At 62.6% G+C, this 25,826-nt stretch carries 20 protein-coding genes; all 20 read left to right on the forward strand.

Going from position 1 to position 25,826, the window contains the following annotated elements:
- Positions 1-395: 395 nt before the first annotated feature.
- The 20 genes from rfbF to fliG all read left to right on the forward strand — a co-directional run bounded on the left by rfbF (position 396) and on the right by fliG (position 25,764).
- Positions 396-1,166, forward strand: coding sequence for a glucose-1-phosphate cytidylyltransferase (rfbF, locus tag DFS21_RS16200; RefSeq protein WP_110702426.1), 771 nt, complete (start codon positions 396-398; stop codon positions 1,164-1,166).
- The gene (gene rfbG, locus DFS21_RS16205; RefSeq protein WP_110702428.1) at positions 1,157-2,224 is read left to right on the forward strand and encodes a CDP-glucose 4,6-dehydratase; all 1,068 of its coding nucleotides are present in this window, start codon (positions 1,157-1,159) and stop codon (positions 2,222-2,224) included. The genes rfbF and rfbG overlap by 10 nt, the downstream gene beginning before the upstream one ends.
- Positions 2,217-3,539, forward strand: a complete 1,323-nt coding sequence (gene rfbH / locus DFS21_RS16210; protein WP_110702430.1) for a lipopolysaccharide biosynthesis protein RfbH — start codon at positions 2,217-2,219, stop codon at positions 3,537-3,539. Before rfbG ends, rfbH begins: the two co-directional genes overlap by 8 nt.
- The gene (locus DFS21_RS16215; RefSeq protein WP_110702432.1) at positions 3,539-4,231 is read left to right on the forward strand and encodes a sugar phosphate nucleotidyltransferase; all 693 of its coding nucleotides are present in this window, start codon (positions 3,539-3,541) and stop codon (positions 4,229-4,231) included. Before rfbH ends, DFS21_RS16215 begins: the two co-directional genes overlap by 1 nt.
- On the forward strand, positions 4,228-5,592 hold the full coding sequence (locus DFS21_RS16220) for a CBS domain-containing protein (RefSeq protein ID WP_110702434.1): 1,365 nt from the start codon (positions 4,228-4,230) through the stop codon (positions 5,590-5,592). The genes DFS21_RS16215 and DFS21_RS16220 overlap by 4 nt, the downstream gene beginning before the upstream one ends.
- Positions 5,589-7,484, forward strand: coding sequence for an N-acetylneuraminate synthase family protein (locus DFS21_RS16225; protein WP_110702436.1), 1,896 nt, complete (start codon positions 5,589-5,591; stop codon positions 7,482-7,484). The genes DFS21_RS16220 and DFS21_RS16225 overlap by 4 nt, the downstream gene beginning before the upstream one ends.
- Before the next feature lie 11 nt (positions 7,485-7,495).
- Positions 7,496-8,698, forward strand: a complete 1,203-nt coding sequence (locus DFS21_RS16230; RefSeq protein ID WP_158539553.1) for an FkbM family methyltransferase — start codon at positions 7,496-7,498, stop codon at positions 8,696-8,698.
- Positions 8,652-10,496 carry a thiamine pyrophosphate-binding protein gene (locus tag DFS21_RS16235; RefSeq protein ID WP_214500415.1) on the forward strand — a complete coding sequence of 615 codons (1,845 nt, stop codon included), beginning with the start codon at positions 8,652-8,654 and terminating at the stop codon, positions 10,494-10,496. The genes DFS21_RS16230 and DFS21_RS16235 overlap by 47 nt, the downstream gene beginning before the upstream one ends.
- 1 nt (position 10,497) lies before the next feature.
- Positions 10,498-11,379: a sugar phosphate isomerase/epimerase gene (locus DFS21_RS16240; protein WP_111532656.1), complete on the forward strand. Its 882-nt coding sequence runs from the start codon at positions 10,498-10,500 to the stop codon at positions 11,377-11,379.
- Positions 11,376-12,431, forward strand: coding sequence for a Gfo/Idh/MocA family protein (locus DFS21_RS16245; RefSeq protein WP_110702442.1), 1,056 nt, complete (start codon positions 11,376-11,378; stop codon positions 12,429-12,431). Before DFS21_RS16240 ends, DFS21_RS16245 begins: the two co-directional genes overlap by 4 nt.
- A complete protein-coding gene (locus DFS21_RS16250; protein WP_111532657.1) occupies positions 12,424-13,254 on the forward strand; it encodes an SDR family oxidoreductase in 831 nt (276 codons plus the stop codon). Before DFS21_RS16245 ends, DFS21_RS16250 begins: the two co-directional genes overlap by 8 nt.
- On the forward strand, positions 13,248-14,117 hold the full coding sequence (locus DFS21_RS16255) for a class I SAM-dependent methyltransferase (RefSeq protein ID WP_110702446.1): 870 nt from the start codon (positions 13,248-13,250) through the stop codon (positions 14,115-14,117). The genes DFS21_RS16250 and DFS21_RS16255 overlap by 7 nt, the downstream gene beginning before the upstream one ends.
- Before the next feature lie 38 nt (positions 14,118-14,155).
- Positions 14,156-15,184 (forward strand): NAD-dependent epimerase/dehydratase family protein, encoded by a 1,029-nt coding sequence (locus DFS21_RS16260; RefSeq protein WP_158539554.1) that lies wholly within the window; start codon positions 14,156-14,158, stop codon positions 15,182-15,184.
- A 12-nt stretch (positions 15,185-15,196) separates the two neighbouring features.
- On the forward strand, positions 15,197-16,150 hold the full coding sequence (locus tag DFS21_RS16265) for an FkbM family methyltransferase (RefSeq protein ID WP_110702476.1): 954 nt from the start codon (positions 15,197-15,199) through the stop codon (positions 16,148-16,150).
- A gap of 81 nt (positions 16,151-16,231) precedes the next feature.
- Positions 16,232-19,762, forward strand: a complete 3,531-nt coding sequence (locus DFS21_RS16270; RefSeq protein WP_111532658.1) for a glycosyltransferase — start codon at positions 16,232-16,234, stop codon at positions 19,760-19,762.
- Between the two features lie 165 nt (positions 19,763-19,927).
- The gene (locus DFS21_RS16275; protein ID WP_110702452.1) at positions 19,928-21,145 is read left to right on the forward strand and encodes a PAS domain-containing sensor histidine kinase; all 1,218 of its coding nucleotides are present in this window, start codon (positions 19,928-19,930) and stop codon (positions 21,143-21,145) included.
- Positions 21,142-22,518: a sigma-54 dependent transcriptional regulator gene (locus DFS21_RS16280; protein ID WP_110702454.1), complete on the forward strand. Its 1,377-nt coding sequence runs from the start codon at positions 21,142-21,144 to the stop codon at positions 22,516-22,518. Before DFS21_RS16275 ends, DFS21_RS16280 begins: the two co-directional genes overlap by 4 nt.
- A gap of 107 nt (positions 22,519-22,625) precedes the next feature.
- Entirely contained in the window at positions 22,626-22,958 is a 333-nt protein-coding gene (gene fliE / locus DFS21_RS16285) for a flagellar hook-basal body complex protein FliE (protein ID WP_023630998.1), read from the forward strand.
- A gap of 15 nt (positions 22,959-22,973) precedes the next feature.
- The gene (fliF, locus tag DFS21_RS16290; RefSeq protein WP_110702456.1) at positions 22,974-24,752 is read left to right on the forward strand and encodes a flagellar basal-body MS-ring/collar protein FliF; all 1,779 of its coding nucleotides are present in this window, start codon (positions 22,974-22,976) and stop codon (positions 24,750-24,752) included.
- Positions 24,745-25,764, forward strand: a complete 1,020-nt coding sequence (fliG, locus tag DFS21_RS16295) for a flagellar motor switch protein FliG (protein WP_023631000.1) — start codon at positions 24,745-24,747, stop codon at positions 25,762-25,764. Before fliF ends, fliG begins: the two co-directional genes overlap by 8 nt.
- Positions 25,765-25,826: the final 62 nt, after the last annotated feature.

Consider the following 25,826-nt stretch of genomic DNA (forward strand, 5'->3'; position numbering starts at 1 on the left):
CCCGCTCCCGCAAAGGGCGGCGGGTTTCGAGCTTTGCATTAACCCTGTAGGGGCAGGTATTGCGGCGAACATGTCAGCGCAGGCGGCCCAATCCACGGCTATTGCGCAAAGTTTGAGCCTTGCGCCAATCCCTGTGGGAGCGGGTTTACCCGCGAAGAGGTCGGTACCGTCAATCCAAGTCCTCGGTTGCTGAACAGGCTCGAGCTCCGCGCTGGTCCTGCGTTGGGGCTTTGCTCGCCAATCGGCCAAGGCAAGTGTCGAGAGCAATCCCCAGCGACAAGGCCGTTTGCGCAGGAGCGCCTTCATAAAGCAGGCATGCGTTTTGCTTTGTCCAGCATAAAGGGCCAGGGGCCAGTTTTTTGTCGCTCCTCCGACCAATGCGGACAAACAGCACAATGAAAGCAGTCATTCTGGCCGGTGGGCTGGGCACGCGCATCAGCGAAGAATCCCACCTGCGCCCCAAGCCGATGATCGAGATAGGCGGCAAGCCGATCATCTGGCACATCATGAAGATCTACTCGCACTACGGCATCAACGACTTCGTCATCTGCCTGGGTTACAAGGGCTACGTGATCAAGGAGTACTTCGCGAACTACTTTCTGCATATGTCGGACGTGACCTTCGACATGGCGGAAAACCGCATGGATATCCACAACCGCCACGCCGAGCCTTGGCGAGTGACGCTGGTGGATACCGGGGAAAACACCGCCACGGGTGGTCGCTTGAAGCGTGTCCGCGATTATGTCGGCAATGAAACCTTCTGCCTGACTTATGGCGACGGTGTGTCCGATGTCGATATTCCGCGCCTGATCGATTTCCACCGCCAGCACGGCAAGATGGCCACGGTTACCGCCGTGCAACCGCCGGGCCGTTATGGCGCGCTGGACGTGCAGGGCAACCAGGTTTGCGGCTTTCAGGAAAAGCCGGCGGGCGACGGTGGCTGGATCAATGGCGGCTTCTTCGTGCTGGAGCCGGCTGTGCTTGAGTACATCGAGGGCGATGCCACTACCTGGGAGGACGAGCCCCTGCGCCGCCTGGCCGAGGACGGCCAGCTCATGAGCCATCTGCACCGTGGTTTCTGGCAGCCGATGGATACACTGCGTGATCGCAACCTGCTCGAGGCACACTGGAAAAACGGCGAAGCAGCATGGCAGCTATGGCGCTGACTCCGGCATTCTGGGCGGGGCGCCGCGTCCTGCTGACCGGGCATACCGGCTTCAAGGGTGGTTGGCTGGCCGTATGGCTGCGTCAGCTTGGCGCCGACCTGCGTGGTTTCGCCTTGCCTGCCGCAACCACGCCATCGCTGTGGCAGGTCGCGCAGTTGCAACAGCAGGTCCCCGGCGATTTCGCCGATATCCGCGATGCCTCGGCCCTGACCCGTGCCCTGCATGATTTCCAGCCCGAACTGGTGCTGCATCTGGCGGCTCAGCCGCTGGTGCGCGAATCTTACCGTGCGCCAGGCGACACTTACGCAACCAACGTCATGGGTACGCTCAACCTGCTGGAGGCGGTGCGTGCCACGCCTTCGGTACGCGCGGTGCTGGTGGTGACCACTGACAAGTGCTACGACAACCGCGAGTGGCCCTGGCCCTACCGCGAGCAAGATGCCTTGGGCGGCTTCGATCCCTATAGCAGCAGCAAGGCCTGTGTCGAACTGCTGTGCGCGAGCTACCGCGATTCGTTCCTGCGCGCCGCCGGTGTGGCCTTGGCCACGGCGCGCGCTGGTAACGTGCTGGGGGGCGGGGACTGGTCCGCCGAGCGCTTGCTGCCGGATATCTTTCGCGCCTGGCAGGACGGCCAGGAGGTGATCCTGCGCTATCCCGATGCGACGCGTCCCTGGCAGCACGTGCTCGATCCGCTGATGGGCTACCTGCAACTGGCGCAGGGCTTGCTCACCGACCCCGAGCAACACGCCACCGCCTGGAACTTCGGCCCTGACAGCGCAGGGTTGGCCACCGTCGGCGAGATCGTACGACGCCTTGCCGAACGCTGGCCAGGCGAGGCGCGCTGGTCGGTTGCCGGCGATGCCCAGCCGCACGAAGCCGGTCTGCTGGCGCTGGACTCCAGCAAGGCGCGGCACAAGCTTGGCTGGACGCCACGCTGGTCTTTGGATGACACCCTGAAACATACCCTGGACTGGCATCTGGCTTGGCGTGCAGGGCGTGACATGAAACTCGTTACCCGCGAACAGATCGCGGTTCATCAAGGCGAAACCCATGAGTGACAGTACGGCGCAGCAGTTGCGCCAACAGATTGCCGAGCTGGTCGGACGCTATGCCGAGCTGCAGATGGCGCCTAAACCCTTCGTGGTGGGGCAGAGCAGCGTTCCGCCTTCCGGCAAGGTGATCGGTGCCGGTGAGTTGCAGGCGATGACCGAGGCCGTGCTGGATGGCTGGCTGACCACCGGACGCTTCAACGAAGCATTCGAGAAGCGCCTGGCCAAGTACCTGGGCCGTCGCTGCGTACTCACCACCAACTCCGGCTCTTCGGCCAACCTGCTGGCGTTTTCCGCCTTGACTTCGCCCCGCCTCGGCGACCGGGCAATCAAGCCAGGCGACGAGGTGATCGGCGTCGCCGCCGGTTTCCCGACCACCGTCAACCCGATCCTGCAGTTCGGCGCGGTACCGGTGTTCGTTGATGTCGAGATGGGTACCTACAACATCGATCCGGCGCTGATCGAAGCGGCCATCGGGCCGAAGACCAAGGCCATCATGCTGGCCCACACCTTGGGCAACCCCTTCGACCTGGGCGCGATCCGTGCCCTGTGCGACAAGTACGGCCTGTGGTTGATCGAGGACTGCTGCGATGCCCTGGGCTCCACCTACCAAGGACGCATGGTCGGCACCTTCGGCGATATCGGCACCCTCAGCTTCTACCCGGCACATCACATCACCATGGGTGAGGGCGGTGCCGTGTTTACCGACTCGCCGTTACTCAAGCGCATCATCGAGTCGTTTCGCGACTGGGGCCGCGACTGCTACTGCGCGCCCGGCGAGGACAACACCTGCAGCAAGCGCTTCTGCTGGCAAATGGGTGATCTGCCGCAAGGCTACGATCACAAGTACACCTACTCGCACCTGGGCTACAACCTGAAGATCACCGATATGCAGGCGGCCTGCGCGCTGGCGCAGATGGACCGGGTCGATGATTTCGTTGCCGCGCGCAAGCGCAACTTTGCCTGGCTCAGTGAGCGGCTGGCCGGTTGCGCGGACAAACTGATCCTGCCGCAGGCCACCCCCAACAGTGACCCTTCCTGGTTCGGCTACCCGATCACCCTGCACGATGGCTGCGGAGTAAGTCGCGTGGAGCTGGTGCGCTACCTGGACGAACAGGGCGTGGGTACGCGTCTGCTGTTCGCCGGCAACCTGACCCGCCAGCCCTACATGCAGGGGCTGAACTATCGGGTTTCCGGCGAGCTGCCAGTCACCGACAAGATCATGAACGACACGTTCTGGATCGGCCTGTGGCCAGGCTTGAGCGACGACCATCTGGAGCATGCGGCACGCAGCCTGGAAACCTACCTGCAGAGGCTGTGCTGATGCGCGCTTATGTCCTGTGTGGCGGTTTCGGCACGCGGCTGCGCAGTGTCACGGACTCGCAGAAGGCTCTGGTTCCCGTTCACGGTGAACCCTTTCTGGCACGTGTCCTGAGCCAGTTGGCCGCTGCAGGTATCAGCGAAGGTGTGCTTTGCGCGCATTACCGCGCCGAGCAGGTGGCCGAGCAGCTTGCCGAGCTGTCGCGTCAATCCGGCCTGCCACTGTCGATGGTGGTGGAGGAGAGCCCATTGGGTACGGGCGGTGCACTGCTCAATGCACTGCGCGAGCAACCTGCACATGGGCGCTATCTGGTCCTTAATGCCGACACCTTTGTGGACGCGCAAGGTTATCGGCAGATGGTGCTGGGCGCGGGCAATGCCGTGCTGGCAGCGCGGGTCGATGACCGCAGCCGTTATGGCAGCCTAGCGCTGAATACCAGCGGGCACCTGGCTGCGCTGCAGGAAAAGGGCGTGCAGGGACCAGGCCTGATCAACGCGGGGGTTTATGCTTTCACCGCGTCGGCCTTTACCGCCACCCCCGTTCGCGCATGCTCGATGGAGCACGACCTGTTGCCCGCGTTGCTCCAGCAAGAGGTAGTTACCGTGGTCGATTACAGCGGGCGCTTTATCGATATCGGCACGCCAGAGTCGCTTGCGCGCTACACCCACGAATTTCTTCCGGATACTTCACTATGAACCTGCTTGTGCAGACCCTCAGCATTGGCGAGCGCCAGAGCATTCTCGATGCGGTCAAGTGTATCGAGGCGGGCGCATTGCAGATCGCCTTCGTGATTGCCGACGACCGCCGTCTGCTGGGGGTGGTGACCAACGGCGATGTACGTCGCCACCTGTTGCAGGGGGGGCAGACAGACCTGCCGGTAACGACCTGCATGAACAGCCAGTACCGCTGCGTTGAGGCCGGGGCGTCGCGAGAGGAGTTGCTCAAGGCTTTCGATCTTGGATTCAACGCCATCCCGGCCGTGGACGAGCAGGGGCGCCTGGTAGAGGTCTATACCCGGCTGATGGCGGCCAGTCCGGAGGTGCCAGTGCTGGCACGGGCCCGCGCACCGGTGCGCATGAGCTTCTGTGGCGGCGGTGCCGACCTGACCTACTTCTTTATCGACCATCCGGCAGCGGTGCTCAGCTGTACCGTCGGGCTTTATGCCCATGCCACGCTGGTGCCACGGGATGACCGAGGCATCCGCATTTTCTCCGAGGATCTGGGGCGCGAGGAGGAATACGACTCCCTGGCGGACCTGCTGGCCGCCAGTGACAAAAGCTTGCTGGCGACCATCGTTTCGGTGATCAAGCCAGGGTACGGCTTTGATCTTTACCTACGTTCGGACTTCCCCGTGGGGTCCGGGCTGGGCGGCTCTTCCGCTGCAACCACGGCTACCATCGCGGCATTCAACGAGCTGCGCCAGGACCGCTGGAGCACCTATGAAATTGCCGAACTGGCGTTCCAGGCCGAGCGCCTGTGCTTCGGCATCGCCGGTGGCTGGCAGGATCAGTACGCCTCGGCCTTCGGCGGCTTCAACCTGATCGAATTCGAGAACCAGCGCAACCTGGTGCACCCGATTCGTCTGGAAGAGGCGATCCGCAATGAGCTGGAGTCCTGCCTGGTGTTATGCGATACCGGCATTTCTCACGACTCTGGCCGCCTGCACGAACTGCAGCGCGAGGAGATGCAGGCCGAGTCTTCGCAAACCGACCTGCTTCACGCCAGCGTGGCGCTTTGCCGACGCATGCACCGCTATCTGATTCGCGGCGAGCTGCGTGATTTCGGCCTGTGCATGGACGAAGCCTGGCGCCTGAAAAAGCGTTTTTCCTCGGCCATCAGCCATGGCCACCTCGACCAGATCTATGCCGCGGCGCTGGCAGCCGGCGCGCTTGGCGGCAAGCTGCTGGGCGCTGGTGGCGGTGGTTTCTTCCTGTTCTACGTACAGCCTCAGCATCGCCAGCGCGTGGTGCAGGCGGTGCGCGCACTGGGCTGCCAGACTCAAGGCTTCCGCTTTGAGTCCTGCGGTGTAACTTCCTGGCGGACAAAAATCCAATGACTCCGATTCTTCTCGACGGCATCGCCCTGGGTGGCGAGCGTGTCTATGTCATTGCCGAAGTCGGCAACAACCACAACGGCTCGCTGGCATTGGCCAGGCAACTGGTGGATGCCGCCATTGCGGCGGGCGCCGACTGCGTCAAGTTCCAGCTGCGCAATCGCGAAGCGCTGTACCGGCGCAAAGCCGATGGCTCGCGCGCCGAAGACCTTGGCGTGGAGTACATCCAGGACCTGCTGGACAAGGTCGAGCTGAGCCTCGACGAGCACCGTCAGGTGCGCGCCTACTGCGCGCAGAAAGGCATCACCTACCTGTGCACCCCCTGGGATGAGCCCAGTGTCGACGCCTTGGCGGAGTTCGACGTGGCGGCCTTGAAAATCGCCTCGGCGGACCTGTGCAACCCCTACCTGATCGCCAAGGCCGCCAGCCTGGGCAAGCCGCTGATCCTGTCCACCGGCATGTCCTTCGAGCACGAAATCATCCGGGCAATCGAACAGCTCGATGCGCTGGGTACGCCCTTCGCATTGCTGCACTGCAACAGCGCCTACCCGGCGCCGGAAGGGGATATCCAGCTTGGCTACTTGCGCCGCCTGCAGCAGTTGCACGGCCTGATCGGCTACTCCGGCCATGAGCGCGGTACTGCCATCACCCTCGGCGCCGTGGCCCTGGGTGCCAAGCTTGTTGAGCGCCACATCACCCTGGATCGCAACATGGAAGGCCCGGATCACCTGGCCAGCCTGGAACCTGCCGAATTCCGCCAACTGGTGGATGGCATCCGCCAACTGGAACTGGCGCTGCCCTGGCAAGGTCCCGGCCGCCATGCCAGCCAGGGTGAATTGCTGAACCGCGAGAACCTTGGCAAAAGCGTGATCGCTGCCCGCGATATCCCCCGTGGCGCGGTATTGGAGCAGGGCATGCTGCGCATCGCCAGCCCTGGCCAGGGACTGGCGCCGTACCGCCTGCCGGAGCTGCTGGGCAAGCCGGCCCAACGCGACATCGCCCAGGGTGACTTCCTGTTCGAGAGTGACCTGCAGGAGCAGCAAGCCGAGCAGAAGCTGGCGTTCGACATGCCGATCCGCTGGGGTGTGCCGGTGCGCTACCACGACTTCCGTGACTACCATCGGCGCATCGGGCCGGACCTTTTCGAGTTCCATCTGTCGTACCGCGACCTCAGTCTGAAGCCACAGCCATTCCTGGCCGAGGTGGCGTGTTCGCGCCTGGTGGTGCACGCCCCGGAGCTGTTCGAGAGCAGCGAGTTGCTGGACCTGGTTGCGGACGATCCGGCCTACCGCCGGCGCTCCATCGACAACCTGCAGCGCGTGGTCGATGCCACCCTGCAGATCGGCGAGTTCTTCCCCGCAGCCGATGCCCGGCTGATCGTCGCCAACATCGGTGGTTTTTCTGCCGACGCGCCACGCCCGCTGGCCATGCGCCCCGAACTCTACGAGCGTTTCCATGACGCCTGCCGCCAGGTGGATTTCGCCGGCACCGAGCTGATCCCGCAGAACATGGCGCCGTTCCCCTGGCACTTCGGCGGCCAGCGCCACCAGAACATTTTCATGATGCCCGACGAACTGGCGGCCCAGGCCCGCGAGCACGGCCTGCGCTTGTGCCTGGACCTGTCGCACCTGCAGATGACTTGCTTCCACTTCGGCCTCGACTTCCAGGCCGCGCTGGCGCTGCTGCTGCCGCATTCGGCGCACCTGCACGTGGCCGACGCCAAGGGCACCAACGGCGAAGGCGTGCTGATGGGCACCGGCGACATCGACTGGCCGGCCGCCTGGGCACAGATTCGCCAACATCCCGAGGTCAGCTTCATTCCTGAAGTCTGGCAAGGGCACAAGGATCATGGTGCCGGCTTCTGGTCGGCGCTGACCTATCTGCAGTCACTATGAGGAATCCGGCCATGACCAATTCGAGCCTGAGTAATCGGCTGGAAACCCTGCTGGGCGAGCCGTTGGCATCCATTCGAGAGCGTCAGAACCATACACTGGAGCGGCTGATCGGTGGGCTGGAGCAACCCTTCGCTTTGTTTGGTGCCAGCCATCTAGGGCGCAAGACGCAAACCGTGCTGAAGCAAATGGGTTTTTCGCCTTGCGCGTTTATCGACAACAATCCGGCATCCTGGGGAACCCATATCGATGCGGTGCCGGTCATGAGTCCTGCTCAACTGGCGGAGCAGTACGACGGCAAGCTGCCTTCGATCATTTGTACCATCTGGAGTGGACACATCAGTGACCGGATGACCGATCGCCTGGCGCCTCTGCGCAAACTGGGGTTTGAGCGTATCGCACTGTTCGGCCATCTGGCCTGGCGCTATCCCGAGCATTTCCTCCCGCACTATTCCCTGGATCTGCCGGAGAAAGCCGCCGCCGAGGCCAAGGATATTCGCCGGGCGTTTGCCCTGATCGACGATGAGGCCTCGCGTCAGCTGTTCGTTGATCATGTCGAATGGCGTCTTACCCTGGACCACGACCTGTTGCCTCCCGCATCGCCCTTGTCCATCTATTTCGACGCTCATTTCAGCAGCGACTGCGCGGACGAAGTGCTCTATGACATTGGCGCATTCAATGGCGACTCGGTAGTGGAGTATCTCGAAAGTGGGCGAAGCTATCGCGAGATCCATTCCTTCGAGCCCTCTCCAGCCAACTTTGCCGAATTGAGCAGCAACCTCAGCCAACTTGAGGCAGATCAGGGCCGAAAGCTGTTCGCTCATGCCCTGGCGGTCGGCGACAGCAACGGCGAGATTCTCATCGAAGATGGCAGCGGCGCAGCAAGTCGTGTGGGGCGCGGCAGCCAGCAGGTGATGATCACGACGATTGACGATCTGGCCTGCCGGATCGCTCCGGCGAGTTTCATCAAGATCGACATCGAAGGCTTCGAGCCACAGTGCCTGGCGGGTGGGCGCAAGCTGATCAGCGAGCGTCATCCGGTGGTCGCCGTTTGCGTCTACCACGAGCAGAACCATCTGTGGAGTGTTTTGCTGCAGTTGCACGAGTATTACCCGCATTACCACTTCACGCTCTGTCCGCATCTGGCCGAGGGCTGGGATCTGGTGCTCTATGCCGTCCCTGCCGATCGCCTTCCCCAGCATTCCATCGCCGAGTAACGACTTCATGCGTGTCGCCGACTATATCTTTGAGTTCATCGCCAACCAGGGCGTCGGGCATGTGTTCTTCCTGCCCGGCGGCGGAGCCATGCACCTGAACAACGCGCTGTTCCGCCAGCCGCGGCTGAGCGCCGTAAGCATGCTCCATGAGCAGGGCGCAGCCATTGCGGCGGAGGGCTATGCGCGCACCTCCGGCAAGTTCGGCGCCTGCCTGGTGACCTCCGGCCCTGGCGCTACCAACGCCATCACCGGCCTGGCCGGCGCCTGGTTCGAGTCCACCCCGGCGCTGTTCGTCTCCGGCCAGGTCAAGCGCGCCGACCTCAAGGGCGAGAGTGGCCTGCGCCAGCTGGGTACCCAGGAGCTAGACATTGTCAGTGTGGTCACGCCGCTGACCAAGTACGCCGTTTGCCTGCTGGACCCGCAGCGAGTGCGCTATGAGCTCGAGAAGGCTCTCTATCTGATGCTCACCGGCCGCAAAGGCCCGGTGTGGATCGACGTACCGCTGGATGTGCAGGCGACCGAGGTCGACCCCAGCGAACTGGAAGGCTATGTGCCGCAAGCCACTGACCTGCCGGTCGTACCAGATGCCGAGGCTCTCGATGTGCTGGTAACGCGGTTGCGCCAGGCCGAGCGCCCGGTGCTGCTGGTGGGCAACGGCGTACACGCCGCAGGGGGCGAGGCGGCGATGCGCGAGCTGATCGAGGCTTTGGGTATTCCTACACTGACCACCTGGATCGGCGCAGACTTGCTGGAACATGAGCATCCGCTCTATGTCGGACGCTGCGGCACGGTCGCCCAGCGCGGCGCCAATTTCAGTGTGCAGAACGCCGACCTGGTGCTAGCCATCGGTTGTCGGATGGACTTTTCCATCACTGGGTTCAATCGCACGCACTTTGCCCGCAAGGCCGACATCGTGGTGGTGGATATCGACCCGGCAGAGGTCGCCAAGCTTGGCGACATGCCGGATCAGCATTTCATTTGCGATGCTCGGGTGTTCATGGAGCAACTGCTTGCCGCCTGCGGCGATCAGGTTCTGGGTTGCCAGGCGTGGCGAGAGCGTTGCCGCGCCTGGAAAGCGGCCTACCCGGTGGTGCTACCGGAATATCGACAGCCTGGCGACTACGTCAACACCTATGTGTTCAGCGAATCCCTGTCCGAGGCGTTGGCTGAAGGCGACCAGATCATCCCGGGCAGCTCCGGCGCGGCGCTCGATACCTTCTGGCTATCGGTGCGCCTCAAGCGGGGCCAGCGCGCAGTAGCCACCGGTGGCCTGGGCTCCATGGGCTACGGTCTGCCAGCTTCGATTGGCGGCTGCCTTGGCAGCGGCGGCCGACGTACCGTGTCGGTGGATGGCGACGGTGGCTTCGTGATGAATATCCAGGAGCTGGAAGTGGTTCGCCGGTTGCACCTACCGATCAAATACTTCGTCCTGAACAACAACGGATATGCCTCGATTCGTGCGTCTCAGGGGGGGTACTTCAAGCAAACCATTGGTTGCGACCCGGATTCCGGCCTGACGCTTCCAGACATTAGCGCCTTGGGCGCAGCTTTTGGTCTGCCAGTACGGCGTATCGACGGCAAGAGCGACCTGCGTCAGGCCATCGACGAGGCGCTGGCACTGGATGGCCCGGTACTGTGCGAGGTGATGGTGGAGTTTGACCAGGCCATCGGCCCGCGCATCACTTCGAAAATCGGCCAGAACGGTGCAATGGTCTCCAGCCCCCTGGAAGATCTCTTCCCCTTCCTCGAGCGCGACGAATTGCGCGCAAATATGCTGATTCCGCTGTTGGATGATTGATATGAGTGACTACCTGAGCCAATACGCCGATGCCGGCTTGTACACCATGCAGGGCCGTTTGGGTGCGCCGCAGGATGGCCGCTTCCAATCCTTCCCGCGCCAAGGCTGGCGCCTCGAGATAGAGCGCGCAGCAGAAATCGGCCTGCGCGGCATCGAGTGGATCTACGACCTCTTCGGCGAAGGAGCCAACCCTCTGGAGACCCCTGCCGGTCGTGAGGAGCTGCGCGGGCTGCTGGCGCAGCACGGCGTATCAGTGGTGTCCATCTGCGCGGACTACTTCATGGATCGTCCGCTGTTGCGGTGTAGTGCAGCCGAGAACGCAGAGCTGCTCCAGCGACTGAAGTGGCTGCTGGAGCTATGCCCGCAGATGGGCGTGGGCCGAGTCGTGCTGCCGTTCGTTGATGCTTCGCGCATGCGTGACGCTGCCGAGATGGACCAGGTGGTGGACAACCTTCGTCAGGTGCTGCCTACGGCCGAGCTTCACGGCGTCGAACTGCATCTGGAGACCGACCTGGCGCCGCAGGCCTTCCGTGAGTTGCTTGAGCGCCTTGAGCATCCCTTGGTGAAGGTCAACTACGACGCCGGCAACAGCGCTTCCCTGGGCTACTGCCCGCAAGAGGAATTTGCCGCCTACGGAGAACGCATCGGCAGTTTCCACATCAAGGATCGCCGCCTGGGTGCAGGTACCGTGCCCCTGGGGCAGGGCGATACCGATTTTTGCAGCTTGCGCGAACAGTTGCTGCGCGTTGGCTACCGGGGCGACTTCGTGCTGCAGGTCGCCCGTGGCGAGGCTGGCGATGAGCCGCGTTGGCTCGCCGGCATGGCTGCGTTGGCAGCCGACTGGCTGCGTGGTGGTGCACTCAACGGGAGAAAAGCATCGTGAAAATCCTGTTCTGCGGTCTGGGCGGCATCGGCCAGCGGCATCTGCGTAACCTGCGCCAACTGCTCGGCGATGAGCTGGAGGTGCATGCCTACCGGGTACGCGGCCAGCGTATCAAGCTACGTGACAATCTCACCGTCGACGAAGGCGCCGACCTTGAGCAGGCGTATGGGATACGGGTTCACCACGACCTGGACGAGGCGCTCGCCGAGAGTCCGGCAGCGGCCTTCATCTGCAACCCCAACGCGCTGCATGTGCCGGTGGCACTGAAATGTGTGCGTGCCGGGGTGCCGGTGTTCATGGAGAAGCCGCTGGCCAGCGATCTGGCAGGCATTGACCAACTGCTCAGCGAAGTGCAAGCACGCAACCTGCCGTTTCACGTGGGCTACAACTTCCGTTTCCACCCCGGCCTGCAACGCCTGAAGGTGCTACTGGAGGAGGGCTTCTTCGGCCGTCTGCTGAGCGTTCGTTCGGAGATCGGTGAATACCTGCCCAACTGGCACCGTTATGAGGATTACCGGCAGATGTATGCCGCCCGTGCCGACCAGGGCGGCGGCGTGATTCTGTCGCAGATCCACGAGATGGACCTGATCTACTGGTTCTTTGGTTTGCCACGCAGCATCGTCACCCACGGAGGTCAGCTCAGCAAGCTGGAGATCGACGTCGAAGACACTGCTTCCTCATTGATGCGTTGCGATGGTGCTGACGGCAGTTTCCCCATTCTGCTGCATCAGGACTATCTGCAACGTCCGCCGGTGCGTCGCTTCAAGATCGTCGGTGACAGTGGCTACGCTGAGATCGATCTGCTGGCCAATCACTTGAGCATCTATGGCGCCGAGGGCGAATTGCACGAGCAGAACGACTATCCCGACTTCGCCCGTAATGACATGTTCCTGGCTCAGGCCCGCCACTTCCTCGACTGCCTGGATGGCAGCGCCAGACCGGCGGTGAGCCTGCACGACGGGCTGCAGAGCCTGCGCCTGGCCTTGGCTGCATTGCGTTCCCTGAAAGAGGGGCGAGAGGTCGCACTCGACGAGGTGAATGTGCATGGCTAGTGTGCAATCCCTGTTTCGTCTGGACGGCCGGGTGGCGGTCATTACCGGCGGTGCCGGTCTGTTGGGCTACCAGCACGCGGCCACCATCGCCGGGCTCGGTGGCGTGCCGGTGCTGTTGGATATCGATGCGCAAGCCCTGGCGAGCAACGCCGCGACGCTGGCTGCAGAAACCGGCTGCCAAGCGTTGACCCTGGTGGCTGACATCACTGATCTGGCTGCCCTGACGGCGGCCTTCGAGCAACTGATGGCCCGCTACGGTCGGGTGGATATTCTGATCAACAATGCCGCGCGCAACCCCAAGATGGAAAGTGCCGGCGACAAGGATTTCTCCCGCCTCGAACATTTCCCCTGGGAGCAATGGCGGCTGGACCTGGACGTGGGCCTGGGCGGCGCGTTCAACTGCGCCAAGGTGTTCGGAGCGCAGATGGCCCGGCAGGGAGGCGGGGTGATCGTCAATATTGCCTCGGACCTGGGCGTGATCGCTCCGGACCAGCGTCTGTACCGGGTGGAGGGCCGTGAGGCCGAGCAGCAGCCGGTCAAACCGGTGACCTATTCGGTGGTCAAGCATGGCCTGATCGGACTGACCAAGTACCTGGCTACCTACTGGTGCGAACAAGGTGTGCGCTGCAATGCCTTGTCTCCTGGCGGCGTCTATGCGGGGCAGAATGACGTGTTCGTCAGCAAGCTGGCCCAATTGATCCCGCTCGGGCGGATGGCCGACGCCGATGAGTACCGTGGCGCCATCGCCTTCCTCTGTTCGGATGCTTCGTCCTATATGAACGGTTCCAACCTGATAGTGGACGGGGGGCGTAGTACATGGTGAGTCACGAACTGATCGCCAGGCGTTGCATCTGCTGTGATGGTGATCAACTGCAGCGCTCGCCCGCTGTGCTGATGCCTTTTGTTGCCCTGCGCGTATTCGGCCATGAACCGGTGGAAATCACGGCAGATTGGGGGCTGCGTGACTTGCGTCAGGGTATGGCATATACCCTGTGCAACTCGCTGCAGTGCCAGGAATGTGGTGGCCTGTTCCTCGACTACCGCTTTACCGACGAGCAGATGGCTGCCCTCTACCACAACTATCGTGATGAGCTGTACAACACCCAGCGCACCCGTTTCGAACCGGGCTATGCCAACGTCGTGGGGCATTATCACCAGCGTGCCGCCTACCTGGACGAGGTTGAGCAATGGCTGGCGCCACATCTGCCCGAGGCTCCGGCGGTACTGGATTGGGGGGGGGACAGCGGTATCAATAGCCTCTTCCGAGCGCGCAATCGCCTGCTGCATATCCACGATATTTCGGGTGTGGAGTTGGTGCCTGGTGCCGAGCGTGTCGATCTCCAGCGGGTAGGCCAGACCCATTACGACCTGGTGTGCTGTAGCCAGGTATTGGAGCATGTGTCTTACCCCCGGCAATTGGTGGAGCGGATGCTGCCTGCCGTCGGCACTGACACACTGCTGTATCTGGAGGTTCCACACGAGGCTCTGGTTCGTGAGCATCCAGGCAGCCTGGAACTGGCGCCCCTCAAGCGACACTGGCACGAGCATGTCAACTTCTTCACCGACACCGCCATGCGCCGCCTGCTGCAGCGCGTGGGTCTGGAGGTTGTTGATATCCTGCGACTACCCGTGGAACTGGGATGGACGCGCAGTGAGGTACTGGGCGTGCTGGCGAGGCGAGTTTGAGAATGGCTCATCCTATTGGCGACTCGCGTCGCAATCCCGTGATCAGCGAAGACCTGGAGCTGATTTTTTCCCGCCCTGAAGACTGGCAGCGCTTTGCCGGCAGGCATGTGCTTATTGCCGGTGCGACCAGTTTTCTGGCGGCCTACCTGGTTGAGTTCTTTGCTTCGTTGAGCGAGCGCTGGCCAGAGCAGCCGGTGGTTATCCACGCCCTGGCGCGTGACCCGCAGAAGCTGCAATTGCGCTTTCCCCATCTGTTCGGGCGCGACTGGTTCCGGCCAATCATCCAGGATGTCTGTGATCCGCTGCCTGCGCTGGAACAGGTTGACTTCATTGTCCATGCGGCGGGCGCCGGCAGCCCCAGGCAGTACCTTGCCGACCCTATAGGCACTGTGCGCTCCAACGTGCTGGGCATGTTCAACCTTCTGGAGTTGGCCAGGCAGCAACGGGCGCGGCTGCTGTTCATGAGTAGCGGCGCGGTTTATGGCCATGGCGAGAGTGACAAGGCTATCGCCGAAAGCGATTACGGCACCCTTGACCCGCTGGATGTTTCTGCCTGCTATGGCGAAGCAAAGCGGATGGCCGAAACCTTGTGTGCCGACTATTACCGGCAGCATGGTGTGGCAGCGATCATGGCGCGGATTTCCCATACCTACGGGCCGGGTATCGCGCTGGACGATGGCCGTTCGTTTGCTGATTTCGTTGCCGATGCCTTGGCTGGACGGGACATTGTGCTCAATAGCGATGGTTCGGGCAGTCGTCCCTTCTGCTACGTGGCTGACACCACCGCGGCTTTCCTGATCCTGTTGCTCAGAGGAGAGGGCGGGAACGCCTACAATGTGGGGCTCGATCAGGAAATTACCATTCTTGAACTGGCGAAGTTGATCGCGCGGCTTTCTCCGAAACCGGGTCTGCAAGTCAAACACCTGCCACCCAACCCTGAGCGGCAAGCCCTGTTCCGCGCAGGTGGCCATTTTGACCTTGCCAAGATGGAATGCCTGGGCTGGCGGCCGACCATCCTGCCCGAAGCGGGGTTCGAGCGGACCTTGCGCTATTTCCTCCAGCCCTGAACGGTAATGACCATGGAAAAAAATCAACAGAATCGTCTCATTCTGGCCCGAGAAAAGTTCAAGGCCGGTGAGATCGACAAGTTCCAGTACGCCGAATACCTGAATGAGCAGCACCGTGGGTTGTTCGACTACCCGGCGTTGCTGGCAGGCACGGATGTAGCAGAAGTTCGCCTCACCGGCGAGGGCGTTTCGGTACGCTCTGCGGCCCATGATATTTCCATGCTGATAGACGCAGTAGATCTGCATGCAACGCCCTACGCGTTGCTGGACTTTGGTAGCTACGAAACTGCTGAAACAGACTTCCTCAAGTCGGTGTTCCGAGAGGGTGATGTGTTCATCGATGTAGGTGCCAATCTTGGTTGGTATTCCCTGGTGCTGGGGCGTAGCTGTCCGAGCGCGCAGATCTACGCCTTTGAGCCGATCCCGTCTACCGTCGAGACGCTGAAGAAAAATATCGGCCTTAACCGCTTGGTCAATGTCGAGGCTATTTGCATGGGCATGTTCGACAAGGAGGGAGAGTTCGACTTCCTCTTTGCGCCTGATGTTTCAGGGGCAACATCCCTGAAGATGGTGGGGCAGTCCAGAGGCGAGGGGACAGTTCGCAATGTGGCGTGCAAGGTTACAACGCTGGACGCGTTTTGCAGCAGTCGCAGTATTACGCCTGCATTGATCAAGATTGACGTTGAAGGTGCAGAGTTGATGGTGGCTCAAGGGGCCGAGCGCGTCTTGAATAGCACGCCGATCATCCTGATGGAGTTGCTGCGCAAATGGTCTAGAGCATTCGGTTATCACCCGAATGATGTGCTGGATTTGCTCAGTGGCTACGGTTACAGCGCCTGGGCTTTCAATGAACAAGGCAAACTTGAGGCGTGCGCCCGAATTACCGAAGAAACCACGCAGACCAATTTTGTTTTCATGCATCCGCTTAAGCATGCGGATGCCATTCAGCAGTGGCAGCAGTCGTGAGCATGGGTCTTTCTATTCAAGGATATATGCTGCAATTGCTTGTGCAAAAGACATGGCCTAATGAAGCCGGAGACAGAGTCAATGCGTGAACTGCTCGCCAAACGCCCGCAGCCTTATTACATCTATGCACCGGACTATCGGCGTAGTTCCTCCGGCATTCGTGTTCTGCACATGCTGTGTGATGCGCTTATTCGCTCTGGGCATGAAGCCTATGTTACCGCCCGGCAGCTGTGCCCGGAGTTCATGACGCCGCGCCTGACGGATGATGTCATCGATGCGCATCGATCTCAGGGTGTTGAACCTATCGTCGTGTATCCGGAAATTGTGGATGGAAACCCCTTGCAAGGGGGCGTGGTGGTTCGTTATATCCTGAATCGGCCTGGTTTTATCGAGGGGGAAGGGCGCTTTGCTGAGGATGATATCCTCTACGCTTATTCACGCGATCTCGTGCAGGAGAACATGCCTGGTGATCGCGTCATGCTCTTGCCGCCCTTTGATCGTCGGGTTTTCTGTTTGCCGGATAATCCTGAAAAACGCATTCCCGGCAAAGTCTGTTATTACCAGGGGCGACGAGGCGAGCTTTCGGTAGATCTTTCCTTGTTGCCGCCGGATGCAGTGGAAATCACTCCGCAATGGCCTGCGTCCTGGGCCGATCTGGCCGATCTGTTCCAGCAGTGTGAAACCTTCTATTGCTGTGGCTCGTCCGCCCTGGCGACCGAGGCGGGCCTGTGTGGCTGTCTGACCGTGGTTGTCGTCGAGAAGGATGCGCCAAGGATTGGAATCACCGAGACACAGAGCCCTGGCGCCGCGTGGGGAACTTCACCGGAAGAACTCGACAGGGCACGTCAGACGTTGCCTTTCGTTCACGATACATGGCAACAGCTCGAAGACAATTTCTGGCCTGCACTGGATCACTTCATTGAGGTCACCCAAGCTGCCGCCACTATACGTGCCGCCCAGAGCGGCCGGCGCCAATTGCTCCCATGGCTGGCCGAGCGTGTTCCCAGTGGCGTTCAGCAGCGTCTGATCGCCGAACATCTGGCCGTCAGTGGCGAACCTGCATTCACGGTGCTGGTGCTGGACCGTGAAGGTGACAGCAAGCTTCTGGCCCGGACGATCAAGAGCCTGGGCAAGGAGCACAACCGCTATGCCCCTGTGCATGTCCTGGTGCTTACTACTAATGCGGTGGCGCCGACCGCCAGCGATGCCGCGATACGTAGCCTGAGCCTGGATCCCGCTCAGCCTTTGCGCAGCATCGAGCAGGCGTTGCGGGGGGTTGAGACTGATTGGTTCATGCTGGTCGAGGCAGGGGGCGAGTTCACTCAGAGCGGGCTGCTGACGACTGCGCTGGATCTGCTGGCAGCGCCTGGCTGCCGGGCAGTGTATAGCGATGAGGTGGTGCGTGAGCAGAGTGGTGAGATGGGCGCAGTGCTGCGTCCGGACCTCAATCTCGACCTGCTGCTGAGCCTTCCTGCCGTTTTATCGCGCCATTGGCTGTTCAACCGGCAGATGTGGCTGGATATGGGCGGCTTCCGACAGGAGGCGGGTCGAGCTTTCGAGCTGGATTACATCTTGCGCCTGATTGAGTCCAACGGTTTCGAGGGGCTGGGGCATATCAGCGAGCCGTTGTTGATCAGCGATGCCCGGCCGATGCGTGACTGCTCGGACGAGCGCGGGGTCATTCAGCGCCATCTGCATGCGCGCGGCTTTGCGCAGGCTCGCGTCGAGTCTCGTCTTCCTGGGCGTTATGAGTTGATTTATGGCGCTCCTGACAACGTTCCCATCAGCATCCTGATCCTGCTCCAGGGCGAAAGCACGGAACGGGCGCAGCGTTGCATGGAAACCATTCTGGAGAAGACCAGCTATCGAAACTACGAGGTGGTGTTGCTAGCGTCGGCGAATGCCGGCCCGGCAGTGAGCTCCTGGTTCGACGGCGTTGCCCAGCTCGGCACCGATGCCATTCGTTGCATGCGCTTCCCTGCCGGCATGTCGCCAGCGCACATGCGCAACCAGGCCGCCGAGCAGGCCCGTGGTGATTTCCTGCTGTGGCTGGACGAAGGCGCTGCCGTACTCGATAACGACTGGTTGCAGCAGATGCTCAACCACGGCATGCGCCAAGAAGTCGGCGTAGTAGGAGCCAAACTGGTGACGGGGCACGCTACCATCGGCCATGCCGGTTTCGTGCTCGGCCTGAACGGCCCTGTTGGCGAGGCCTTTGCCGGTCAATCTATGGATGCGTCCGGTTATATGCAGCGCCTGCAGATCGACCAGAACTATGTCGCAGTGAGCGGCAAGTGTCTGCTGGTGAGCAAAGTCCTGTTCCTGGAGGTGGGCGGTTTCGACGAGACGCCTGAGCTGCAGCGTTGGACGGATGTTGATCTGTGCCTGCGTTTACACCGTGCCGGCTACCTGAACGTATGGACACCGCGCGTGCAATTGCTGCTCAGCGAGGATGCCGCGACGCCAGCCAGCGCCGAGGAAGAAGACGCCTTGTATGCCCGCTGGCTGCCTGCACTGGCACGAGATCCGTATTACAACCCGAACTTCTCGCTGTCTTGCGCCAATGGCTTCGGCCTGGAGTGCGTAGGGCTGAGCTGGCGACCGTTGTCGTCCTGGAAGCCGCTGCCGACGATCCTGGCCCATGCGGCGGATGGGCAGGGTTGTGGCAACTACCGGGTCATCCAGCCGTTCGATGCGCTCAGGCGAGAGGGGCTGGCCGAAGGGCACTTGTCGTGGACTCACCTGACGCCTGCAGAACTTGAACGTTACCAGCCGGACAGCATCGTGTTGCAGCGCCAGATCGGCGAACAGCAGCTCGAGAACATGCGCCGGATGCACGCGTTTTCGCGGGCCTTCAAGGTCTTCGAGTTGGACGACTATCTGCCCAACCTGCCACTCAAGAGTGTGCACCGGGCCGAAATGCCCAAGGACATTGTGCGTTCCCTGCGTCGCGCTCTGGGCTACGTGGACCGGTTTGTCGTCTCGACGCAGCCGTTGGCCGAAGCATTCGCCGGCCTTCATGACGATATCCGGGTTGTGCACAACACGCTGGATTCGCGCTACTGGAAAGATCTCAAGGCCCTGCGCCGACAGTCGCGCAAGCCTCGTGTCGGCTGGGCGGGAGGGGCGAGTCACACCGGTGACCTGGAAGTGATCGCGGACGTAGTCAGGGAGTTGGCCAACGAGGTGGAGTGGGTGTTCGTTGGCATGTGTCCGGACAAGTTACGGCCTTATGTACACGAGTTCCATGAGGGCGTTTCGATTGAGCATTACCCCGCGTTCCTGGCCGGAATGAACCTGGACCTGGCCCTGGCTCCCGTCGAGCAGAACCTGTTCAACGAGTGCAAGAGCAACTTGCGCCTGCTGGAGTACGGCGCCTGCGGCTTCCCGGTGATCGCCAGCGACGTCCGTTGCTACCAGGGCTACAACGACCTGCCGGTCACGCTGGTGAAAAACCGCTTCCGTGGCTGGGTAGACGCCATCCGCATGCACATCAGTGATCTGGATGCCACTGCGAAGGCGGGCGATGCACTGCGCAACGCGGTGCTGGAGGGCTGGATGCTCGAAGGCGACAACCTGAGCAACTGGCGCAAGGCCTGGCTGGCGGATTGAGCCTGGCTCGACTCCCTCGCGCTTCTATCAGGCGAGGGAGTCTGTCGGTATTTCTGCTCCGGCCTCTTCGCGGGCAGCCCCTCAAACCCCCATCTTCGGCACGGCTATTGCTACACCGCTGGCAACATACCGTTTTTATGACGGTCAGCCATGCGAGAGAGCACGATGCCCCAGGCCGCCCACCGTTCCCCAGCCCACGATCCGCGCGGGCACACCCCGCTCGAGCAGGAAAGCCGGCAGGGTCTTGAGCAGGCATTCGCCCTGTTCGATCAGGTCTCCAGCCAGCTGAGCCAGTCCTACAACATGCTCGAGGCCCGCGTCAGCGAGCTCAAGGGCGAGCTGGCGGTGGTCAGTGCGCAGCGTATGGCTGAGCTTGATGAAAAGGAGCGCCTGGCCAATCGGCTGCAGAACCTGTTGGACCTGCTGCCGGGCGGAGTGATCGTGATCGACGCCGAGGGCTTCGTGCGCGAGGCCAATCCGGCAGCCTGCGAACTGCTCGGCGAGCCGTTGGTGGGCGTGCTCTGGCGCCAGGTGATCGCCCGCAGTTTCGCTCCGCGCGAGGACGACGGCCATGAAGTCTCGCTGCGCGACGGGCGGCGCCTGTCCATCGCCACGCGCTCGCTGGACGCCGAGCCAGGGCAGTTGGTGTTACTCAATGACCTGACCGAAACCCGTCGCATGCAGGACCAGCTGGCGCGGCACGAGCGCCTATCGTCGCTGGGGCGCATGGTCGCATCCCTGGCCCATCAGATCCGTACGCCGCTCTCGGCGGCGATGCTGTACGCCAGCCATCTGGCCGACCCGGAGCAGGTGTTGGCAGACGAGACTCGCCAGCGCTTCGCCGGCAATCTCAAGGAGCGCCTGCACGAGCTCGAGCATCAGGTGCGCGACATGCTGGTGTTTGCCCGTGGCGAGCTGCCACTCAATGACCGGATCAGCCCGAAGGCGCTGTTCCAGGCCTTGCAGCAGGCGGCCCATGCCCATGTCCAGGGGCATGCGGTGCGCTGGCAGTGTGACAGTCACCTCGGTGAGTTGCTGTGCAATCGCGACACCTTGGTCGGCGCACTGCTCAACCTGATAGAGAATGCCCTGCAGGCCAGCAGCGGGCCGGCGAAGCTCAAGGTTCACCTGTCGCGTCGCGAGGACAGCCTGCGTGTATGTGTCAGCGACGCCGGCAGCGGCATCGACGCCGCGTTGCTGGCGCGGCTGGGAGAGCCCTTCCTGACCACCAAGGCCACCGGCACCGGCCTCGGCGTGGCGGTAGTGCAGGCTGTGGTGCGAGCGCACCGCGGCACCCTGAGCCTGCGTTCGAAGCTTGGCCGTGGCACCTGTGTCAGTGTCGTGTTGCCCTTGATCGATGGGCGTTTGGAGGCGAGTCAATGAGCGTCAAGGTTCTGCTGGTGGAGGATGACCGGGTCCTGCGCCAGGCACTGGTCGATACCCTGGAGCTTGGCGGGTTCTGCCAGCGCTCCGTCGGCAGTGCGGAGGATGCGTTGCTGGCGGTGGCCGAGGAGCCGTTCAGCCTGGTGATCAGTGACGTGAACATGCCGGGCATGGATGGTCATCAGTTGCTGGCGCAGTTGCGCCGCCATCATCCGCAGCTTCCGGTGTTGCTGATGACTGCCCACGCGGCGGTGGAGCGGGCCGTGGAGGCCATGCGCCAAGGGGCGGTCGATTACCTGGTCAAGCCCTTCGAGCCCAAGGCCCTGCTCAGCCTGGTGGCGCGGCATGCCGCCGGGAGTAGCGCATCTGCCGATGATGAGGGGCCGGTGGCTTGCGAGCCGGCCAGCCGGCAATTGCTCGAGCTGGCGGCCAGGGTTGCGCGAAGTGATTCCACGGTGCTGATCTCCGGCGAGTCGGGGACGGGCAAGGAGGTGCTGGCGCGTTACATCCACCAGCAGTCGCAGCGGGCCGATGGGCCGTTCGTGGCGATCAATTGCGCGGCGATTCCGGACAACATGCTCGAGGCGACCCTGTTCGGTCACGAGAAAGGCGCCTTCACCGGGGCGATTGCCGCCCAGGCCGGCAAGTTCGAACAGGCCGACGGTGGCACCCTGCTGCTTGACGAGATCTCTGAAATGCCCCTGGGGCTGCAGGCCAAGCTGCTGCGTGTGCTGCAGGAGCGCGAGGTCGAGCGCGTCGGTGGGCGCAAGCCCATCGCCCTGGATATCCGCATTCTCGCCACGACCAACCGTGACCTGGTAGGCGAGGTGGCGGCCGGGCGCTTCCGCGAGGATCTGTATTACCGCCTTTCGGTGTTTCCTATGGCCTGGCAGGCCCTGCGCGAGCGCCCCGCCGATATCCTGCCGCTGGCCGAGCGCCTGCTGGCGCGCCATGTGGCGAAGATGCGGCATGCCCAGGTGCGGTTGTCCGCCGAGGCGCAAGCCTGTCTGCGGGCCTACGCCTGGCCGGGCAATGTGCGTGAGCTGGACAACGCCATGCAGCGGGCGCTGATTCTCCAGCAGGGCGGAGTGATCGAGGCGGCGGATTTTTGTCTGGCTGGCGCCATTCCGTTGTCGGCGTCAAGAGTAGCCACTATTGAGCCATTATCTTCCGATTCCAGTGTCGAAGTCGGCGGCCTGGGTGATGACATGCGCCGCCACGAGTATCAGATGATCATCGATACCTTGCGGGCTGAGCGCGGCCGCCGCAAGGAGGCCGCCGAGCGACTGGGCATCAGCCCGCGCACCTTGCGCTACAAGCTGGCGCAGATGCGTGACGCGGGCTTGGATGTCGAGGCCAGCCTGTTCGGTTGATACGTCGTTTTGAATGATTTTCGGGTTGGCTGGCACTCCTCTTGCTAGCTCCAACCCATTCGCTGCACGAGTGTCAAAAAAAGTGCGGCAGCCGGAGAGAGAAGTCCATGACCCAAGGTGTTGAATTCAATCGTCTGATGTTGGACATGCGCGCCATGCAGGCCGAAGCCATGTCCCAGCCCAAGGTTGCCGCCGCGCCTGAGCTGGCGCCTGGCCAGAGCAGCTTCGCCGACATGCTCGGCCAGGCCATTGGCAAGGTGCATGAGACGCAGCAGGCGTCCTCCCAGCTGGCCAACGCCTTCGAGATCGGCAAGAGCGGTGTCGACCTGACTGACGTGATGATTGCCTCGCAAAAGGCCTCGGTATCGTTCCAGGCCATGACCCAGGTACGCAACAAGCTGGTACAGGCGTACCAGGACATCATGCAGATGCCGGTATAAGGGCGAGAGTGAGTCATGGCCGAAGCAGTCGTCGATAACGCCCCCGCCAAGAGTGGCCCGCCAGTCGCCAAGCCGCCGCTGTTCGGCATGGCGTTCCTGGAAAACATCTCGCAGATGCCCATGCTGCGTCAGGTCGGCCTGCTGGTCGGCCTGGCCGCCAGCGTGGCCATCGGCTTTGCCGTGGTGCTCTGGTCGCAGCAGCCGGACTATCGGCCGCTGTACGGCAGCCTGGCGGGCATGGACACCAAGCAGGTAGTGGACGCGCTGGCCGCGGCCGACATTCCCTACAAGGTGGAGCCGAACTCCGGCGCGTTGCTGGTCAAGGCCGACGACCTCTCCCGTGCGCGCCTCAAGCTGGCCGCCGCCGGCGTGGCGCCAAGCGATGGCAATGTCGGCTTCGAGCTGCTCGACAAGGATCAGGGCCTAGGTACCAGCCAGTTCATGGAAGCCACCCGCTACCGTCGCGGCCTGGAGGGCGAGCTGGCGCGCACCGTGTCGAGCCTGAACAACGTCAAGGCTGCCCGTGTGCACCTGGCGATTCCGAAAAGTTCGGTGTTCGTGCGTGATGAACGCAAGCCCAGTGCTTCGGTACTGGTCGAGCTGTACCCGGGGCGCAACCTCGAGGCTGGCCAGGTCATGGCCATCGTCAACCTTGTGGCCACCAGTGTTCCGGAGCTGGACAAGTCCCAGGTGACCGTGGTCGACCAGAAGGGCAACCTGCTCTCCGACCAGTTGCAGGACACCGCCCTGACCATGGCTGGCAAGCAGTTTGACTACAGTCGCCGGATGGAAGGCATGCTCACCCAGCGTGTGCACAACATCCTGCAACCGGTGCTGGGCAACGACCGCTACAAGGCCGAAGTGTCGACCGATGTCGACTTCAGCGCCGTCGAGTCCACCTCCGAGCAGTTCAACCCCGACCAGCCTGCGCTGCGCAGCGAGCAGTCGGTCAACGAGCAACGTGCCAGCAGCCAGGGCCCGCAGGGTGTCCCGGGGGCGCTGAGCAACCAGCCGCCGTCCGGCGCGTCCGCGCCTGAGAACGCCACCGCCGCCGCGACGCCGGCCGGCGCGATCCAGCCGGGCCAGCCGCTGCTGGATGCCAACGGCCAACAGGTGATGGACCCGGCCACCGGCCAGCCGATGCTGGCGCCGTACCCGAGCGACAAGCGCCAGCAAAGCACCAAGAACTTCGAGCTGGACCGCTCCATCAGCCACACCCGCCAGCAGCAAGGTCGCCTGACCCGCTTGTCGGTGGCCGTGGTGGTGGATGACCAGGTCAAGCTGGACGCCGCCACCGGCGAAGCCACTCGTACCCCGTGGGGCGCCGAGGACCTGGCGCGCTTCACTCGCCTGGTGCAGGACGCGGTGGGCTTCGATGCCAGCCGTGGCGACAGCGTCACCGTGATCAACGTGCCGTTCGCCGCCGACCGTGGCGATGAACTGGTCGACATTCCGTTCTACTCGCAGCCGTGGTTCTGGGACATCGTCAAGCAAGTGCTGGGTGTGCTGTTCATCCTGGTGCTGGTGTTCGGCGTGCTGCGTCCGGTGCTCAACAACATTACAGGTGGCGGCAAGCAGGCGGCCACGGACAGCGACATGGAGCTGGGCGGCATGATCGGTCTGGATGGCGAACTGGCCAACGACCGCGTCAGCCTGGGTGGCCCGACAAGCATTCTGTTGCCGAGCCCGAGCGAGGGTTACGAGGCACAGCTCAACGCAATCAAGGGCCTGGTGGCCGAAGACCCGGGCCGTGTGGCCCAGGTCGTGAAAGAGTGGATCAACGCCGATGAGTGACAATCGAGCCATTACCGCCAAGCTGAGCCGCGTCGACAAGGCGGCCATCCTCCTGCTCTCGCTCGGCGAGACCGATGCCGCGCAAGTCCTGCGCCACATGGGGCCCAAGGAAGTGCAGCGGGTCGGTGTGGCCATGGCGCAGATGGGCAACGTCCATCGCGAGCAGGTCGAGCAGGTGATGAGCGAGTTCGTCGAGATCGTCGGCGACCAGACCAGCCTGGGTGTCGGCTCCGACGGCTACATCCGCAAGATGCTCAACCAGGCCCTCGGCGAGGACAAGGCCAACGGCCTGATCGACCGCATCCTGCTCGGTGGCAACACCAGCGGCCTGGACAGCCTCAAGTGGATGGAGCCGCGCGCCGTGGCCGATGTCATCCGCTACGAGCACCCGCAGATCCAGGCCATCGTGGTCGCCTACCTCGACCCCGACCAGGCCGGCGAGGTGCTGAGCAACTTCGATCACAAGGTGCGCCTGGACATCGTCCTGCGCGTGTCGTCGCTCAACACCGTGCAGCCGGCGGCGCTCAAGGAACTCAACCAGATCCTCGAGAAGCAGTTCTCCGGCAACTCCAATGCCGCGCGTACCACCCTGGGTGGCATCAAGCGCGCCGCCGATATCATGAACTTCCTCGACAGCTCTGTGGAAGGTGCGCTGATGGACTCGATCCGCGAGATCGACAGCGACCTGTCGGAGCAGATCGAAGACTTGATGTTCGTCTTCAACAACCTGGCCGACGTCGACGACCGTGGTATCCAGGCGCTGTTGCGCGAAGTGTCGTCCGACGTGCTGGTGGTGTCGCTCAAGGGCGCCGACGAGCGGGTCAAGGACAAGATCTTCAAGAACATGTCCAAGCGTGCGTCCGAGCTGCTGCGCGACGACCTGGAGGCCAAGGGGCCGGTACGGGTCAGCGACGTGGAAACGGCGCAGAAGGAAATCCTCACCATCGCCCGCCGCATGGCCGAGGCCGGCGAGATCGTGCTTGGCGGCAAGGGCGCCGAGGAAATGATTTAAGCGGCAAGTCTCAAGCGGCAAGCGACAAGAAACGGCGGACCGAGCGAGGGCTGCCTTTTCTT

Origin of the sequence: Pseudomonas sp. 2848 (assembly GCF_003253945.1) — a bacterium.
In the GTDB taxonomy this organism is placed as follows: Bacteria; Pseudomonadota; Gammaproteobacteria; order Pseudomonadales; family Pseudomonadaceae; genus Aquipseudomonas.